This window comes from Sphingobium indicum BiD32 (assembly GCF_000382885.1).
Lineage (GTDB): Bacteria > Pseudomonadota > Alphaproteobacteria > Sphingomonadales > Sphingomonadaceae > Sphingobium > Sphingobium japonicum_C.
The window spans coordinates 1-14,635 of sequence record NZ_CAVK010000116.1; the positions used below are offsets into that span (position 1 = coordinate 1).

16 protein-coding genes are annotated in these 14,635 nt (G+C 64.7%); 4 read left to right on the plus strand and 12 right to left on the minus strand.

The genetic code is table 11. The features are described 5' to 3' along the window. Window positions 1–75: 75 nt before the first annotated feature. Genes EBBID32_RS11575 through EBBID32_RS11595 form a run of 5 tightly spaced genes read right to left on the minus strand, consistent with a single transcriptional unit; the run spans window position 76 to window position 2,843 of the window. Window positions 76–696, minus strand: coding sequence for a MarC family protein (locus tag EBBID32_RS11575; protein ID WP_006957122.1), 621 nt, complete (start codon window positions 694–696; stop codon window positions 76–78). Next, a complete protein-coding gene (locus EBBID32_RS11580) occupies window positions 693–1,352 on the minus strand; it encodes a YybH family protein (RefSeq protein ID WP_006957125.1) in 660 nt (219 codons plus the stop codon). The genes EBBID32_RS11575 and EBBID32_RS11580 overlap by 4 nt, the downstream gene beginning before the upstream one ends. Further along, a complete protein-coding gene (folD, locus tag EBBID32_RS11585) occupies window positions 1,349–2,242 on the minus strand; it encodes a bifunctional methylenetetrahydrofolate dehydrogenase/methenyltetrahydrofolate cyclohydrolase FolD (protein ID WP_006957128.1) in 894 nt (297 codons plus the stop codon). Before folD ends, EBBID32_RS11580 begins: the two co-directional genes overlap by 4 nt. Then, the gene (locus EBBID32_RS11590) at window positions 2,239–2,556 is read right to left on the minus strand and encodes a DUF167 domain-containing protein (RefSeq protein ID WP_006957130.1); all 318 of its coding nucleotides are present in this window, start codon (window positions 2,554–2,556) and stop codon (window positions 2,239–2,241) included. Before EBBID32_RS11590 ends, folD begins: the two co-directional genes overlap by 4 nt. Continuing rightward, window positions 2,553–2,843 (minus strand): YggT family protein, encoded by a 291-nt coding sequence (locus EBBID32_RS11595; protein WP_006957132.1) that lies wholly within the window; start codon window positions 2,841–2,843, stop codon window positions 2,553–2,555. Before EBBID32_RS11595 ends, EBBID32_RS11590 begins: the two co-directional genes overlap by 4 nt. A 100-nt stretch (window positions 2,844–2,943) precedes the next feature. On the opposite strand from EBBID32_RS11595, the gene EBBID32_RS11600 reads away from it, so the two are divergent. Next, window positions 2,944–3,348, plus strand: a complete 405-nt coding sequence (locus tag EBBID32_RS11600; protein ID WP_006957134.1) for a hypothetical protein — start codon at window positions 2,944–2,946, stop codon at window positions 3,346–3,348. On the opposite strand, the gene EBBID32_RS11605 is transcribed toward EBBID32_RS11600, so the two are convergent. From EBBID32_RS11605 to EBBID32_RS11635, 7 genes are all read right to left on the minus strand, one after another. Next, window positions 3,315–3,875 carry a DUF1993 domain-containing protein gene (locus EBBID32_RS11605; RefSeq protein ID WP_006957138.1) on the minus strand — a complete coding sequence of 187 codons (561 nt, stop codon included), beginning with the start codon at window positions 3,873–3,875 and terminating at the stop codon, window positions 3,315–3,317. The two genes, EBBID32_RS11600 and EBBID32_RS11605, sit on opposite strands and share 34 nt — an antisense overlap. Before the next feature lie 35 nt (window positions 3,876–3,910). Continuing rightward, window positions 3,911–4,828: an acetylglutamate kinase gene (gene argB / locus EBBID32_RS11610; protein ID WP_006957141.1), complete on the minus strand. Its 918-nt coding sequence runs from the start codon at window positions 4,826–4,828 to the stop codon at window positions 3,911–3,913. A gap of 211 nt (window positions 4,829–5,039) precedes the next feature. Then, a complete protein-coding gene (locus EBBID32_RS11615) occupies window positions 5,040–5,711 on the minus strand; it encodes a queuosine precursor transporter (protein ID WP_006957144.1) in 672 nt (223 codons plus the stop codon). Between the two features lie 58 nt (window positions 5,712–5,769). Then, window positions 5,770–7,293, minus strand: coding sequence for a Ppx/GppA family phosphatase (locus EBBID32_RS11620; RefSeq protein WP_006957146.1), 1,524 nt, complete (start codon window positions 7,291–7,293; stop codon window positions 5,770–5,772). Window positions 7,294–7,298: 5 nt separating this feature from the next. Then, window positions 7,299–9,437, minus strand: coding sequence for an RNA degradosome polyphosphate kinase (locus EBBID32_RS11625; protein ID WP_006957147.1), 2,139 nt, complete (start codon window positions 9,435–9,437; stop codon window positions 7,299–7,301). Between the two features lie 5 nt (window positions 9,438–9,442). Beyond that, a complete protein-coding gene (locus EBBID32_RS11630) occupies window positions 9,443–10,093 on the minus strand; it encodes a DnaA/Hda family protein (protein WP_006957148.1) in 651 nt (216 codons plus the stop codon). Then, window positions 10,090–11,385, minus strand: a complete 1,296-nt coding sequence (locus EBBID32_RS11635; protein ID WP_006957150.1) for a hypothetical protein — start codon at window positions 11,383–11,385, stop codon at window positions 10,090–10,092. The genes EBBID32_RS11630 and EBBID32_RS11635 overlap by 4 nt, the downstream gene beginning before the upstream one ends. A 107-nt stretch (window positions 11,386–11,492) precedes the next feature. Here EBBID32_RS11635 and purM point away from each other — a divergent pair, with 107 nt between their 5' ends. From purM to EBBID32_RS11650, 3 genes are all read left to right on the plus strand, one after another. Next, the gene (purM, locus tag EBBID32_RS11640) at window positions 11,493–12,587 is read left to right on the plus strand and encodes a phosphoribosylformylglycinamidine cyclo-ligase (protein ID WP_006957152.1); all 1,095 of its coding nucleotides are present in this window, start codon (window positions 11,493–11,495) and stop codon (window positions 12,585–12,587) included. A gap of 87 nt (window positions 12,588–12,674) precedes the next feature. Further along, a complete protein-coding gene (purN, locus tag EBBID32_RS11645; protein ID WP_006957154.1) occupies window positions 12,675–13,625 on the plus strand; it encodes a phosphoribosylglycinamide formyltransferase in 951 nt (316 codons plus the stop codon). Window positions 13,626–13,669: 44 nt separating this feature from the next. Beyond that, window positions 13,670–14,599 carry an ABC transporter ATP-binding protein gene (locus tag EBBID32_RS11650; RefSeq protein ID WP_006957156.1) on the plus strand — a complete coding sequence of 310 codons (930 nt, stop codon included), beginning with the start codon at window positions 13,670–13,672 and terminating at the stop codon, window positions 14,597–14,599. The last annotated feature ends 36 nt before the right edge of the window (window positions 14,600–14,635 follow it).

The following is a 14,635-nucleotide window of genomic DNA, read 5'->3' on the forward strand; positions in this document are numbered from 1 at the left end:
CTATCGACAGGGCGACACCCCTCCGTCTGGCCTTCGGCCCTCCACCTCCCCTTGGCAAGGGGAGGATACCCATCATTAAAAACTCGCCTTCAACCCGTCGATCACGAACTGCGCCGCCAGTGCGGCCAGCAGAACGCCCAGCAACCGGGTAATCACCGCCTCAATCTTGTGGCCCAGCAGCGCCATCAACGGCCCCGCCGCGATCAGCGATCCCAGCATCAGCAGCAGTGTCACGACGACAGCCCCCAGCACCACCATCCGTTCGCCCATGCCGTCCGCGCGCGACATCAGCAGCATGACGGTGGCGATTGATCCCGGCCCGGCGATCATCGGCATCGCCATCGGGAATACCGACACATCCTCGACATGCGGTTCTTCGGCGCTGATCTTCTGCGCCCGGTCCTCGCGCCGCTGGGTGCGCTTCTCAAACACCATGTCCATCGCGATCATGAACAGCATGATGCCACCCGCGATGCGAAAACTGTCGAGCGCAATCCCCAGCACGCCCAGCAACTGCTTGCCCCACAAAGCGAATACCAGCAGGATCGCGGCGGCAATCCCCACCGCGCGGATCGCCATCGCCTTGCGCTGCGCCGGATTCGCCCCGCCGGTCAGGCTGGCATAGATGGGCGCGCAGCCGGGCGGGTCGATCACCACGAACAGGGTGACGAAGGCGGAAATGAACAATTCGATCATGAAGCCGCCCCTACCCTGTCGTCGATCACGCTGTCATAGACGCTGCCATTCCACATCTGCACCGTCACCCGGCGGCTGCCATCGGGCGCGACCTGCGCCGACCAGAGCAGGCTTTCGTCAGGCGGCGGCAGCGCGTCTTTTCCGGCGGGTTGTGGGCTGCCCGGCGGCGGGCCATCGGGGCGCGCAGGCCGCTTGCAGGTCGCGACCTTTCCGCTCAGAAACTCCGGCACCTCGCGCGCCTTGGCCAGCGTATCGCCATGGTCGGCGATCCATTGCCAGCGGCCCTTCTTGTCGCGCCGCCAGATGGTGGTGAAATAGCCGACCGCGCCATCGGGCCGGGTCCAGTTGCCGGTACTCGCCGCCAGATTGCCATCGCACGAGACATAGACGGCCGCAGGCGACCATTTGACCGGTGCCACCGGATCGGCCCGCCCTTTCAGCCAATCCTTGGCCAGCACCTGTTGCGGCACGAACATCACCGCATCGTCAGCGGCAGTGGCGCGAAAGGCGGTCCATTGCCCCTTTTCCTGCGCCAGCCGGCTGAACGCGATTTCGGCCGCAATGACCGAACTGGGATCAGGCTGGAAACGCAGCGGCGGCTTCGCGGCGACCAGCGCCGCCGCGCCCATAACCAGCAGCGCCAGCCGCGCCCTCACAGCCCGTCGGGCTTGGCCAGCCCCGCGCGGGCATGGGCCGCGACCAGCGTGTTGCGCAGCAGCACCGCAATCGTCATCGGCCCAACCCCGCCCGGCACCGGGGTGATGGCGCGGACATGGGCCAGCGCCTCGGCGGTGGCGACGTCCCCCACGATACGGCTCTTGCCATCCTCGGTATCGGCCACCCGGTTGATGCCGACATCGATCACCGTCGCCCCCGGCTTGATCCATTCGCCCTTGACCATCTCGGCCCGCCCCACGGCTGCCACGACGATGTCGGCGCGATGGACGATGCTGGCAATGTCGCGGGTGCGGCTATGGGCGATCGTCACCGTGCAGCTTTCGGCCAGCAGCAGCTGCGCCATCGGCTTGCCGACGATGTTGGACCGGCCGACCACCACGGCTTCAAGGCCGCTCAGGTCGCCCAGCTCGTCCTTCAGCAACATGATGCAGCCCAGCGGCGTGCAAGGGACCAGCGCCTCCTGCCCGGTCGCCAGCTTGCCGGCATTGACGACATGGAAGCCATCGACATCCTTGGCCGGGTCGATCGCCGCCAGGACGGCGGATTCGTCGATATGGGCGGGCAGCGGCAACTGCACCAATATGCCATCGACCCGATCGTCATGGTTCAGTTCCTCGATCAGGTCGAGCAGGTCGTCCGCGCCGATGCTGGCCGGGCGCTTGAATTCAAAGCTTTCCATGCCGGTGGCGACCGTCATCTTGCCCTTGTTGCGGACATAGACCGCGCTTGCCGGATCCTCGCCCACCAGCACCACCGCCAGCCCCGGCTTTCGGCCCGCCTGCGCGGCGAAAGCAGCAACGCCCTCTGCCACTGTGTCGCGCAACCCCGCCGCAAAAGCCTTGCCGTCGATGATTTTGCCGATGGTCATGTCAATTCAACCTGTTTTTCGATGGTGGCGATCAGGCGCGGCTGCGCGCCACCCCGGATACGCAGCCGCTTTAGCCGGTTGCTGTCCCCCGATTCCAGTGAAATCGCCCCCTTGGGCCAATCGAGATATTTGCCGAGCAAGGCGATCAGCGCGCCATTGGCCCGGCCCTTTTCCGGCACGGCGGTCACGCGGGCGGACAGCCATTGCGCGCCCTTTTCGTCGGTCCAGACGCCACCGATCGCCGCTTTCGACGCGCCCGGCGTCAGCCGGACGGCCAGAATCAGGTCGTCGCCTGCCTGGACCCAGACCGTCACACCAGCCCGAACAAGGGCGGCAATACTGCCTGCCGGATGATCAGGATCGCCAGCAACACCACCATCGGCGTCAGGTCCAGCGCGCCCAGATCGGGCATGATCCTGCGAATGGGATTATAGATGGGCGCGGTCATCCGGTCGAGCGCGGTCATGACGGTGCGCACGAAATCGCTGCCCATATTGACGATGTTGAACGCGATCAGCCAGCTCATCACCGCCTGGATGATGATGATCCACCACAGCACGTCGAGCAGGATGACGATGATCTGATAAAGCGCGTAGGCCATGGGGTCTCCGAAAAATATTGCCTCTCCCTACCCCGTCCGATGGGCGAGGGACAAGCATCCCGGCAATATTTCCGAAAGCTTTTTCCTGCATAGCGCCCGTATGAGAGGCAAATTCACGATCGAGGCCGAACCGGCCCGTAACCTGATCCGCATGATCCTGACCGGGTTTTTCGATATCGAAACGATAGAGGCGTTTGGCGTTACGCTATATGCAGCCGTTGCCCGGCTTGGTTGCGCACCAAACCAGCATATCGTTCTGTGCGATATTTCCGGTTGCAGCCTGCAATCGCAGGCAGCGGTCGCCGCTTTCCAAAAAGTGCTGTCCGAAGGCAACAGAAGCCGCAGGGTCGCCGTGGTGAGCGGCAGTTCGCTGGCGTGGATGCAGGCGCGCCGCATTCTCGATCGCGACGAGCTTGCCTGTTTCGAGATGGAGCCAGAAGCCATGCAATGGCTGCTCGCGGTAACTCCCGATCAGGCCGTCGGCATCGTTCCCGGCCGAACATAAGGGAATATGTGCGGTATATAGTCTGCCTTCCCCAATTCCACCCCATTGGCCCGCAGGATCGCATAGGCGGTCATCAGGTGGAAATAAAATTGGGACAGGCTCCAGTCCCGCGCATATTGATCGGCGGTCAGGTCCAGAATGATCCCGTTGGGCAGGGTGTGGGCGATCATCGTGCCGGAAGCGGCATCCAGCGCATCGGGGCCAAGCGCCTCCAGCAATGCGACGGTTTGCGCGATCCGCGCCTGCGCATCCTCAATCGAACCGGGATGCTCCGCCCCATTGCGCCCTTCGTCGATCAGCGCGCCAAGCGAGGCCGGAAAATCCTCTCCCTTCAGGCGATACACAGCTTCCTGCGCCTGCACGCAGGCAAAGCGGATTTGCGTCGACAGGGGGTACATGTCCGGCGCCAGGCGCGCAGTCAGCAGCGCATCGGCATCCGCGCCGGAACCCTGCGCCTTTGCCAGCCAGGCGGACAGACAATTGAACATCTGCACATAGGTCGGGACGAGAAGATGGGTCAGTGACATGGATCGACTCTCCAGAAAAATGTGTCTGCTGAAACCTATCGCCGGATAAGCGTACCGGCGCCGCGCCGGGTGAAAATCTCCAGCAGCATCGCGTGCGGCACCCGCCCGTCGAGGATGACGGCGGCGTCCACTCCGCCCTCGACCGCCTTGACGCAGGTTTCCAGCTTCGGGATCATGCCGCCGCTGATCGTGCCATTCTGTTGCAATATTTCGATGGCTGCCGGGTCCAGATCGGTCAGCAGATTCTTGTCCTTGTCCAGCACCCCCGCCACATCGGTCAGCAGGAAGAAGCGCGACGCGCCGAGTTCCGCGGCGATCGCCCCCGCCATCGTGTCGGCATTGACGTTATAGGTATGGCCGTCCGCGCCGATGCCCACCGGCGCGACCACGGGAATGATGCCGTCCTGCGTCAGCGTGTCCAGGATGCGCCGGTCGACCTTCACCGGATCGCCGACAAAGCCCAGGTCGACATTGCGCTCGATCCCCGAATTGGGGTCCGCCTCACGCTTGCCCAGCACCTTTTCGCAGATGACCAGCCCGCCATCCTTGCCCGAAATGCCGACCGCCCGGCCGCCCGCGCCCGCGATCCAGCCGACGATTTCCTTGTTGATCGAACCCGCCAGCACCATTTCGGCGATCTTGGCGGTTTCCGCGTCGGTGACACGCAGGCCACCGACAAATTTCGATTCGACCCCCAGCTTCTGGAGCATCGCGCCGATCTGCGGCCCGCCGCCATGGACGACGACGACATTGATGCCCACCGCCTTCATCAGCACGACATCCTCGGCAAAATCGCGCGCCGCTTCGGGATCGCCCATCGCATGGCCGCCATATTTCACCACGAAGGTCTTGCCCGCATAACGCTGCATATAGGGCAGCGCCTCGACGAGGGTTTCAGCCTTGGCGAGCAGCGCCGGGACGGGATCATGCGAACTGGTCATGCGCGGGCGCATAGGGCCAAAGGACCGGTTGGGCAAGTTTCCAGGTCGAAGGGCGGGATACCGCGCAACTGGCAAGCCAGCACGACCTCAACGCACCTGCCGACGTCCCCTGCCGATCGCCTCACCCGTCACGAAAACTCCGTTCGATTAGTTTGCTAACTAATCAAAAAGGCGCAATTCGCCACATATGTCGTGTTCACTGTCGCACTTCCCTCATCCTGCGTTAGCGATCCAGCCGCCGCCCCAGCCCGACCAGCAGATAGATGACTGGCGGCACCAGCAGCGCGGACAGCACGACCTTGGCCAGCATCTGCCCCAGCAACAATTCGCCGATCGGAAAGACGCCGTAAAAGGCGATGGTCACGAACAGCAATGTATCGGCGATCTGCGACAATATGCTGGCCACCGCAGCGCGCAGCCACAGCAGCCGGCTGCCTTCCCGCCCCTTGAGCATCGCGAACAGCGTGACGTTCAACGTCTGCGACACGCCATAGGCGATGATCCCCCCGGCCCAGATGCGCGGCGTGCCACCCATCATCATGGCAAAGGCTTGGGCCCGCGCCGGGTCCATGTCGCTTGCCGCTGGCGCGGCCAGCACCAGGACCGACAACAGGATCGACGCGATCAGCGGCAGGAAGCCGATCTGCACCAGCCGGTTGGCGACCGCGCGGCCATGCAATTCGGCGACCGCGCTGGAAATCGTCACCAGCAGCAGGAAGGCGAAGATGCCCGCCTCCACAGCCAGCGGACCCAGCCCCAGCGCCGGTCCGATCGCCGACACCGGCCCCAGCGTCACCTGCTTGTTGCCCAGCACGCCTGCGATGCAGACCATGCCGCCATAAAAGATCGAAAAGCCAAAGAGCGAGCGACTGAGCGGCGCGGGAGAAGATGTCATCGCCGGGGCTTAGCCAAGATTGCGCGGCAGGGGAAGGTGGGTGGGCCTCTACTGGTGCCTAATCCATTCCCCGCACCAGCCGATATTTCACCCCCAGCGCCTGCGCCAGATGCCGCAATCGCCGTTCGACCACTTCGCCGCCCAGCGCCACATCGTCACTGTCCAGCGCCAGCACGAGCAGCCCGTCTCGCAGCTCCAGCCGCGTATGGGTCAGCGGCCGTTCGACCCCGCCCGACAGGCGCTGGGCGAGCCGGATCGCCAGTCCCCAGAGCATCGCCCGGCGCAGTGCGTCGGGACTGGCGAGCTGCTCCAGCCCTGGGGCAATCGCCGTGCCCCCGCCAAAATGGCTGAACAGCGCCTGTCCCAGCATTGCCCGCTCCGCTGCGGTGATGCCGACCCAATTGCTATGCAGCGCAATCTCCATCCCGCGTTCGGCGCGGAAATCGGGATTGGCACGCCAGCCGACATCGGCCAGCAGGCAGGCGGCGCGGCGGATGCGGCGGGCGGCCGCGGCATCATCGGCGAACAGCGGCGCGATCCAGCGCTCGATCCGGTCGCCATGGCCGCGAAAGCGCGACTGCGCCTCCCCCTCCGCTTCGGCCGCGACCAGCAGCGGATCATGCGCGCGAATCTCCGGCGGCAATCCCTCGAACAGCAATCCTTCGCGCAGGCCATAGGCCGACACGACCAGGCGGCTCGACCGCAGCTGGCGCACAACCACTGACAACAGTGCCGCCGCATCGGTCAGCGTCGGCACGCGCGATCCGCTCATGCCCGGAATATCTTTCAGCCGCGCGCGATCGACATGGGATACGATGCGGATCAGCTGTTCGGCGCGGGTTGCGGGCATATCATATTGATGCACCACCGGCAGCGGAAACTGGGTCAGCTGCATGTCGAACCGCGCCAGCGCCCGCCACGATCCGCCTACCATGTAGAAAGGCAGGTCAGGCTCCTGCCGCCAGCCTGCCTTGGCCAGCATCTTGGTCACCTGCCGCTCCAGCAGCCTTGGCCCCTTGGCGCGGATCTGCGGCAGGCGCAGCACGCCCAGCGGCAGGGAGATGGTTTCATGCACCTGCCCGTCCCTGATTCGCGCCAGTTCCAGACTGCCACCGCCCAGATCGCCGACAATGCCGTCGGCATGGGGAATGCCCGACAAGACGCCCATCGCCGCGCCGACCGCTTCCTGCCGACCCGACAGCAATTCCACGGTCAGCCCCATGGCGGCGGCACGGGCGATGAATTCCGGCCCGTTGGTCGCGTCGCGGACGGCGGCTGTTGCGACGCAGCGTATGTCGGCAACCTTCATCTCGCGGCACAAATGGGCAAAGCGCCCGGCGGCGCGAAGGCCACGCTCCATCGGCTCCGCTTCGATCCGCCCGGTCCGCGCCAGCGCCGCGCCCAGACCTGCCATCACCTTTTCATTGAACAGGATGAAGGGGATGCGGCGTGGCCCGTCATAGACGACCAGACGAACACTGTTGGAGCCGATGTCGATGATCGCGGTGCGACCTGTCGTCGGCTGGGGCGATGTTGCCATATTCTGCGCGACGTCGCGGACCCGGCTGAGCATCGAATTCATCGGCGTCAGGCCCGCCCGCGCAGGCGCAACGTCGGCACCGCTTCATTGTCCAGCGCCGCGCCGCGCCCGGACAGCGACGGGTTGGTCATGAAATAACGGTGCAGGTTGAAAGGCTTGTCGCCCGGATCGAGTCTTGTGTAATGGCCCGTGCTGTCGAGCGTCCAGCTTTGTTCGCTGTCGATCAGGTTGGCGACCATCACCTGATCCAATATCTGGTCATGCACAGTCGGATTCTCGATCGGTGCCAGGAATTCGACCCGCCGGTCGAAGTTGCGCGGCATCCAGTCGGCCGAGCTGATATAGACTTTGGCGCCATTATTGGGCAGCGCCTTGCCATTGCCGAACACGGCGATGCGGCTATGTTCCAGAAAGCGGCCGACCACCGACTTGACCCGGATATTTTCGGACATGCCCGGCACACCGGGCCGCAGGCAGCAGATGCCGCGCACGATCAGGTCGATCTGCACGCCGGCATTGCTGGCGGCATAGAGTTTCTCGATCAGCGCCGGATCGACCAGGCTGTTCATCTTGGCCCAGATGGTGCCGGGGCGACCGGCGCGGACATGGTCAATCTCCTTGTCCACCATCGCGCACAGATGATCGCGCAGGCTGCGCGGCGACATGACCAGCTTTTCCAGCCCCTGCGGCTCGACATAACCGGTGATGTAATTGAACAAGGCCGCCGCATCGCGACTATAGGCCGGATCGGCGGTAAAGAAGCTGAGGTCCGTATAGATGCGGGCTGTGACCGGATGATAATTGCCGGTGCCAAAATGGCAGTAGCTGCGAAACTGGTCGCCCTCGCGCCGGATCACCATCGAAACCTTCGCGTGGGTTTTCCAGTCGATGAAGCCGTAGACGACCTGGACCCCCGCACGCTCCAGCGCGTCGGCCCACATCAGATTCTGTTCCTCGTCGAACCGCGCCTTCAGCTCGACCACGGCGGTCACCGACTTGCCCGCCTCCGCCGCGTCAATGAGCGCGCGGATGATCGCCGACTGCTTGCCCGCGCGATAGAGCGTCTGCTTGATCGCGACCACATCCGGGTCCACCGCTGCCTGTTTCAGAAAGGCTACGACGACATCGAACGCCTCATAGGGATGATGGACGACGATGTCCTTGGCCCGGATCGCGGCGAAACAGTCGCCGCCATATTCGCGGATACGTTCGGGGAAACGCGGGACATATGGCTCGAACTTCAGGTCGGGCCGGTCCTCGTCCACGATGCCGGACAGGTCGCCGATGCCGATGAACCCCTCCACCTCGACCACCACCGCTTCATGGCCCTGGAGCATGTCCTGCAACATCTCCTCGACCGGTTCGGGGATGCGCTCCTCTATCTCCATGCGGATCACGCGCCCCCGGCGGCGGCGCTTGATCGCGCTGCGATAGTGGCGGACCAGATCCTCAGCCTCTTCCTCAATCTCGATATCGCTGTCACGGATGATGCGGAACACGCCGCTGTTGCGCACCTTGTAACCGGGGAACAGATCCCCCGAAAAGCGCCGGATCACCGCCTCCAGCGCCATGTAGCGTGCCGGTTCGCCGGGAATGCGGACGAAACGCGCCAGCGAGGCGGGGATCATCACCAGTTCGCGGATCGGCTGCTTGTCCGACAGGCGTTGCAGGTCGAACACGATCGACAGGCCTTCATTGGGGATGAAGGGAAAGGGATGCGCCGGGTCCAGCGCCTGCGGCGTCAGGATCGGGAAAATCTGGTTCAGGAAATGGTCGCGCAGCCAGGCTTCGCTCAGCGGGTCGAGCGGGCTGGTCGGGCCGACCACCTCGATGCCGACCTGCGCCAGCTCGCCATGGACGACGCCCCACACCTTCTGCTGGGCCAGCATCAACCGGTCGGTTTCCGCCGCGATGGCGGTCAATTGCTGCCCGGCGGTCAGCCCGTCAGCCGAACACATATCGACATCCTGCAACTGCTGGCCTTTGAGGCCCGCGACCCGGACGGAGAAGAATTCGTCCAGATTGGCGCCGGAAATCGACAGAAAACGCAGCCGCTCCAGCAACGGATGGGCGCGGTTCATCGCCTCTTCCAGCACCCGCTGGTTGAACGCCAGCCAGGACAGTTCGCGGTTGAAATAGCGACCCATGGGCAGGGTCAGGCTGGTCGCGGGATCGGCTTCGGCCACGGGGGTCACTCGCACGGATCGAGGGAAGGGTCGGTCGCTACTATAGGCAGATAGCCAGCGCCTTGCAGGCAGTCTTTTGCCATTGCGACAGAAATCTTACGGCCAGATGACAGCGCCGTCCGGTCGAGCAGCCGCGTTACCGCCGCGATTGCGCCATAGCTGCGCTCGATCCGGCGGAGCAGCCAGTCGGGCAGGTCAGCCGCAAAACGCGCCCCCGCCGCACCCAGTTGGCGCTCGATCAGCGCGCGGGCCAACGCCTCGTCCGGTTCGGCAATCGCAACATGGGGCACAGCCGCCAGCCGTGATCGCAGATCGGGCAGCGCCACGGTCCAGCTGGCAGGCGGCGCATCGCCGATCATCAATAATGGCCTATGACTGGTCTGCGCCTCGTTCCAGGCATGGAACAGGCGATGTTCGTCGCCCCGATCGTCTTTTCCTTGGGCATCATCGATCACGCTGCCGCCGCTCATCTGCGCGAAATGCCGCGCCAGCGTCGATCGCCCCGACAGTGGCGGGCCAGTCAGCACGCTCACCGACAGGGGCCATTCGCGCCAGCGTTCCAGATGGGCGACCGCCTGGGCATTGGCGTCGCTGACCAGAAAATCCCCGCCGCTGGCCGCGCCATGCCAGTCGAAAGGCAGGCTGATCTGGCTCATTGCTGCGATGGGGGTTGGGGCTGTGGTGCCTGCCTGCGCGTGATGCGCAGGGTCGTGCCGGACACGATGACGTTATAGCCGCGCGCCTGTAGCCCGTTGCGCAGCATATCGACCGTGCCGTCAAAGCTGACCTGCATCACCGACGTGCCGCCCAGCGCCAGGCTGCTGGTCGATGCCGACCGTACGCCAGGGATCGCCCGCACCGCCGATTCGCCGGCGCCGATCGATCCGACATCAGGTGTATCGAACTGGATCGCGAAGCTGGTGGTACCGGTGGCGGCGGTCGCAGTCGGCAGATCGACCGTCTCGACTACCGCATCCGCCGCATTCTCGATCGCCAGCGCGTCGGGATCGACCGGCTCCTCGATGATCAAGGAGGGGTCGGGGCGCAGGCGGCCATCATTGAGCGCGCGGATATATAGCTCATCAATCCGCCGCGCGCCCTCATCCAGCATCTGCGCGATGCCGCTGGCGTTGGACGCGCGCAGCGTCACACTGCCGATCAGGCTGTTGTCCGGGCCGTAGCGCGCGGTAAAGGTGCCGGTCACCGGCCCGCCGGGATAGGCGCGATCCAGCCGCGCGATCGGGATCACCACGTCGGCCGCGCCATATTGGTCGAGCAGCACCCGCCACCACAGACGCCCGCGCCGCCCGGTCTGCCCGGCATTCAGCAATATGGGATCGGCCACGGACCCGGCCACGCGGACATAATCGATCGCGCTGTCGCCGGTGCGGTATCGCGCCCATGCCTTTTGCCACTCATTGGTGCGTTCATAGGATACGGCCGATCCGCCGTCCCACATCACCGGGATCACCAGCAAGGGCGGCGACCGCATGACGTTACCGGAAACGCCCAGCAATTGCCCGGTGCGCGCCCGATCGAACAAAATACCCAGCGTCGCCACATAGCGGGTCGGCCCCGCCTGCTCGAAATCAATCTCGATGCCCGAAACCATCGCCTCGATCTGCGAATCGGACAGGGCTGGCGCGCCTCCGCCGCCATGGGTGCGTATCCACAGCATCCGCCACGCCTGCCGCTGCGCCATCCGCCACCCGGCATAGCGGGCACTGTCGGCATCCTTGGCCACGACGTCGACCTTGACCCCGCGCACCTCGAAATCGCCGCCGCTGGCGATAGGCGGCACGCCCCGCTCCCCCTCCATCTGCGCCACCAGCACGGCGGCGGCGAGGCCGATCGCGATGGCTAGCAGGATCTGGACCGGGCGCGACAAGGCGCGAAGGACAGCGCCGGGCTGGAACGGCAGGCGATTCAGGGTCTGGCTCAGGCTCACGAGCGCCTTTTGGCGAGATTTGCCCCGTCTGCCAAGCGCCAACCCCAAGTTTGTCGTTCGGGGCTTGCCCTTCCGTTTTGCCCGCCTTTGCTCTAGGGCGCTCCCCCATGAGTGAGAACGAATCCTATAGCTACGCCAAGGCTGGCGTCGACATCGCCGCTGGTAACGCCCTTGTCCGCGCCATCGCGCCGCTCGCCAAGGCGACCCGCCGCCCCGGCGCGGACGCCGAACTTGGCGGCTTTGGCGGCTTTTTCGACCTGAAGGCCGCTGGCTATGACGATCCGTTGCTGGTCGCGGCCAATGATGGCGTCGGCACCAAGCTGAAACTCGCGATCGACCATAACCGCCATGACGGCGTGGGCATCGACCTCGTTGCCATGTGCGCCAACGACCTGATCGTGCAGGGGGCCGAACCGCTCTTCTTCCTCGACTATTATGCCACCGGCAAGCTGGAGAGCGGCGTTGCCGAGCGCGTCATAGCCGGGATTGCCGAGGGTTGCCGTATCGCCGGTTGCGCGCTGATCGGCGGCGAAACCGCTGAAATGCCGGGCATGTACGGGCCGGGCGACTATGATCTGGCGGGCTTCTGCGTCGGCGCGGTCGAACGGCACAAGGCGCTGACCGGCAATCGCGTCAAGGTCGGCGACGTGCTGCTGGGCCTTGCCTCGTCGGGTGTCCACTCCAACGGCTTCTCGCTGGTCCGCCGCCTCGCCGCCGACAAGGGCTGGAAGCTCGATCGTCCTGCGATTTTCGATCAGGATGTGCTGCTGATCGACGCGCTGATGGCGCCCACGAAAATCTATGTGAAGAGCCTGCTGCCTTTGGTGCGCGCAGGCATGGTCAATGCGCTCGCCCACATCACCGGCGGCGGCCTGCTGGAAAATATCCCCCGCGTCCTGCCCGACGGCTGCCATGCGATGGTCGATGCCGATGCGTGGGAACAGCCGCGTCTGATGGCCTTCCTCCAGGCGCAGGGTCATATCGAACCGGGCGAAATGGCGCGCACCTTCAACTGCGGCGTCGGCATGGTGCTGGCGGTCGATGAAGGTCATGTCGCGGGCGTCACCACCGCGCTGGAAGCGGCGGGCGAAACCGTCCACCGCATTGGCGAAGTCCAGGCAGGAGACAAGGGCTGCACCGTGCGCGGCTCCACCGAGACATGGAGCGCCAAGTCTGACTGGCGCGCCACGCATCTGGGATAAAATCACCACCCTCCGTTCGTTTCGAGCGAAGTCGAGAAACGGTTGCGCGAGGGTTCTCGACTTCGCTCGAACCGAACGGATGTTGTTATGCACAAGGCAAAAGTCGGCGTCCTGATCTCCGGTCGCGGCTCCAACATGGCGGCCCTTCTCTATGCGGCGAAGGCCGCCGATTGCCCCTATGAAATCGTGCTGGTCGCCGCCAACGACCCTGACGCACCGGGCTTAGCGCTGGCCGCAGCCGAGGGCATCGCCACCTTCGGCCAGAGCCACAAAGGCCATAAACGCGCCGAATTCGACCAGATCATCGACGCTGAGCTGCGCGCGGCGGGCGCACATTATGTCGCGCTGGCAGGCTATATGCGGCTCCTGTCGCCCGAATTCGTAAACGGATGGGAAGGCCGGATGCTCAACATCCACCCCAGCCTGCTGCCCAAATATAAGGGGCTGGACACCCACCAGCGCGCCATCGACGCGGGCGATGCCCAAGCCGGCTGCTCGGTCCATATCGTGACGGCGGAGCTCGATGATGGCCCGGTGCTGAGCCAGACGCCAGTGGCGATCCTGCCCGGCGACAGCGCCGACAGCCTGGCCGCCCGCATCCTGATCGCCGAGCACCAGCTCTATTCGCGCACGCTGGCCGATTTCGTCACCCGCGAGCGCCAGCCCGACTGGCTGCTGAACAAAGTCCGCGAATCCGCGTTGGCCCTGCCGCAAGTGGACGAGACCGTCTCGCACGGGATGCCCTGCTTCGGTATCGTGAAAGGCAAGAAGTTCGCCTATTTCACCCGCGACCATCATGGCGACGGCATCATCGCCATCCTCGTAAAAACCACCGCCCCCGAAGAACAGGCAACGCTGATCGAGGCCGACCCGGACCGCTATTACCGCCCCGCCTATTTCGGCAATGACTGGGTCGGCATCCGCCTGGACCTGGGCGACACGGACTGGGACCATGTCGCCCAGCGCCTGCGCGACAGCTGGCGGCAAGTTGCTCCGCGCAAGCTGCTGGGCCTGATGGATATCGCGGACGAGTTTTGACGCCCCCTTTCCTTCGCCGCCGCCCATCCCCATAGAGTTGAGCCATGACCGACACGCCCGCGCCCGCAATCGAGATCACCAACCTCACCAAAGTCTATAAGGGCGGCAAGCGCGCGCTCGACGGCATCAACCTGTCGATCCCGCGTGGCCAGATTTACGGGCTGCTCGGTCCCAATGGCGCGGGCAAATCGACGACGATCAATATCCTCGCGGGCATGGTCAACAAGACGTCGGGAACAGCCCGCATCTGGGGCTTCGACACCGACATCAACCCGCGCAACGCGAAAAACTCGATCGGCATCGTACCGCAGGAAATCGTGTTCGACCCCTTCTTCACGCCCTTCGAGACTTTGGAAAATCAGGCGGGCTATTATGGCGTGCCCAAGGACAAGCGCCGCTCCATGGAATTGCTGCGCGCCGTCCATCTGGAGGACAAGGCCCACGCCTATGCCCGCACGCTGTCGGGCGGCATGAAGCGCCGCCTGCTGGTGGCCAAGGCCATGGTCCACTCGCCCCCGATCCTGGTGCTGGACGAGCCGACCGCTGGCGTCGACGTACAATTGCGCCAGCAGCTCTGGGCCTATGTCCGCGAACTCAACGCGCTGGGGGTCACCATCGTGCTGACGACCCACTATCTGGAAGAAGCCGAGGAATTGTGCGACCGCATCGGCATCATCAACCATGGCCGCCTGATCGCCGACAAGCCGACCCGCGAACTGGTCGACATGGCACTGGAAAAGGTGGTGCAGATAACGGTGGACCGCGACATCGTGACTGCGCCTGACGCGCCATGCTTCGAGAAAGTCGAGCAATCGGGCGACCGCACCCTGACCATCACCTACCTCAAAGACCGCGCCAATGCGGGGCAAGTGCTCAGCGCTGTCCAGGCCAGCGGGCTGGCGATTGTGGACGTGGTGACGCGCGACCCGGATCTGGAGGATGTGTTTCTCAAACTGACGGCAGCGGCCGAGTGAGGAAGGAAGCCCCTTCTGTCCCCCCTCCCGCAGGCG

Bases quoted from the DNA above. Each gene is read 5' to 3' on its own strand.
- EBBID32_RS11600 (WP_006957134.1), top strand. From the start codon at position 2,944: ATGAGAGGCAAATTCACGATCGAGGCCGAACCGGCCCGTAACCTGATC.
- EBBID32_RS11650 (WP_006957156.1), top strand. From the start codon at position 13,670: ATGACCGACACGCCCGCGCCCGCAATCGAGATCACCAACCTCACCAAA.
- EBBID32_RS11620 (WP_006957146.1), bottom strand. From the start codon at position 7,293: ATGAATTCGATGCTCAGCCGGGTCCGCGACGTCGCGCAGAATATGGCA.
- purN (WP_006957154.1), top strand. From the start codon at position 12,675: ATGCACAAGGCAAAAGTCGGCGTCCTGATCTCCGGTCGCGGCTCCAAC.
- argB (WP_006957141.1), bottom strand. From the start codon at position 4,828: ATGCGCCCGCGCATGACCAGTTCGCATGATCCCGTCCCGGCGCTGCTC.
- EBBID32_RS11615 (WP_006957144.1), bottom strand. From the start codon at position 5,711: ATGACATCTTCTCCCGCGCCGCTCAGTCGCTCGCTCTTTGGCTTTTCG.
- folD (WP_006957128.1), bottom strand. From the start codon at position 2,242: ATGACCATCGGCAAAATCATCGACGGCAAGGCTTTTGCGGCGGGGTTG.
- EBBID32_RS11605 (WP_006957138.1), bottom strand. From the start codon at position 3,875: ATGTCACTGACCCATCTTCTCGTCCCGACCTATGTGCAGATGTTCAAT.
- EBBID32_RS11595 (WP_006957132.1), bottom strand. From the start codon at position 2,843: ATGGCCTACGCGCTTTATCAGATCATCGTCATCCTGCTCGACGTGCTG.
- EBBID32_RS11630 (WP_006957148.1), bottom strand. From the start codon at position 10,093: ATGAGCCAGATCAGCCTGCCTTTCGACTGGCATGGCGCGGCCAGCGGC.
- purM (WP_006957152.1), top strand. From the start codon at position 11,493: ATGAGTGAGAACGAATCCTATAGCTACGCCAAGGCTGGCGTCGACATC.
- EBBID32_RS11575 (WP_006957122.1), bottom strand. From the start codon at position 696: ATGATCGAATTGTTCATTTCCGCCTTCGTCACCCTGTTCGTGGTGATC.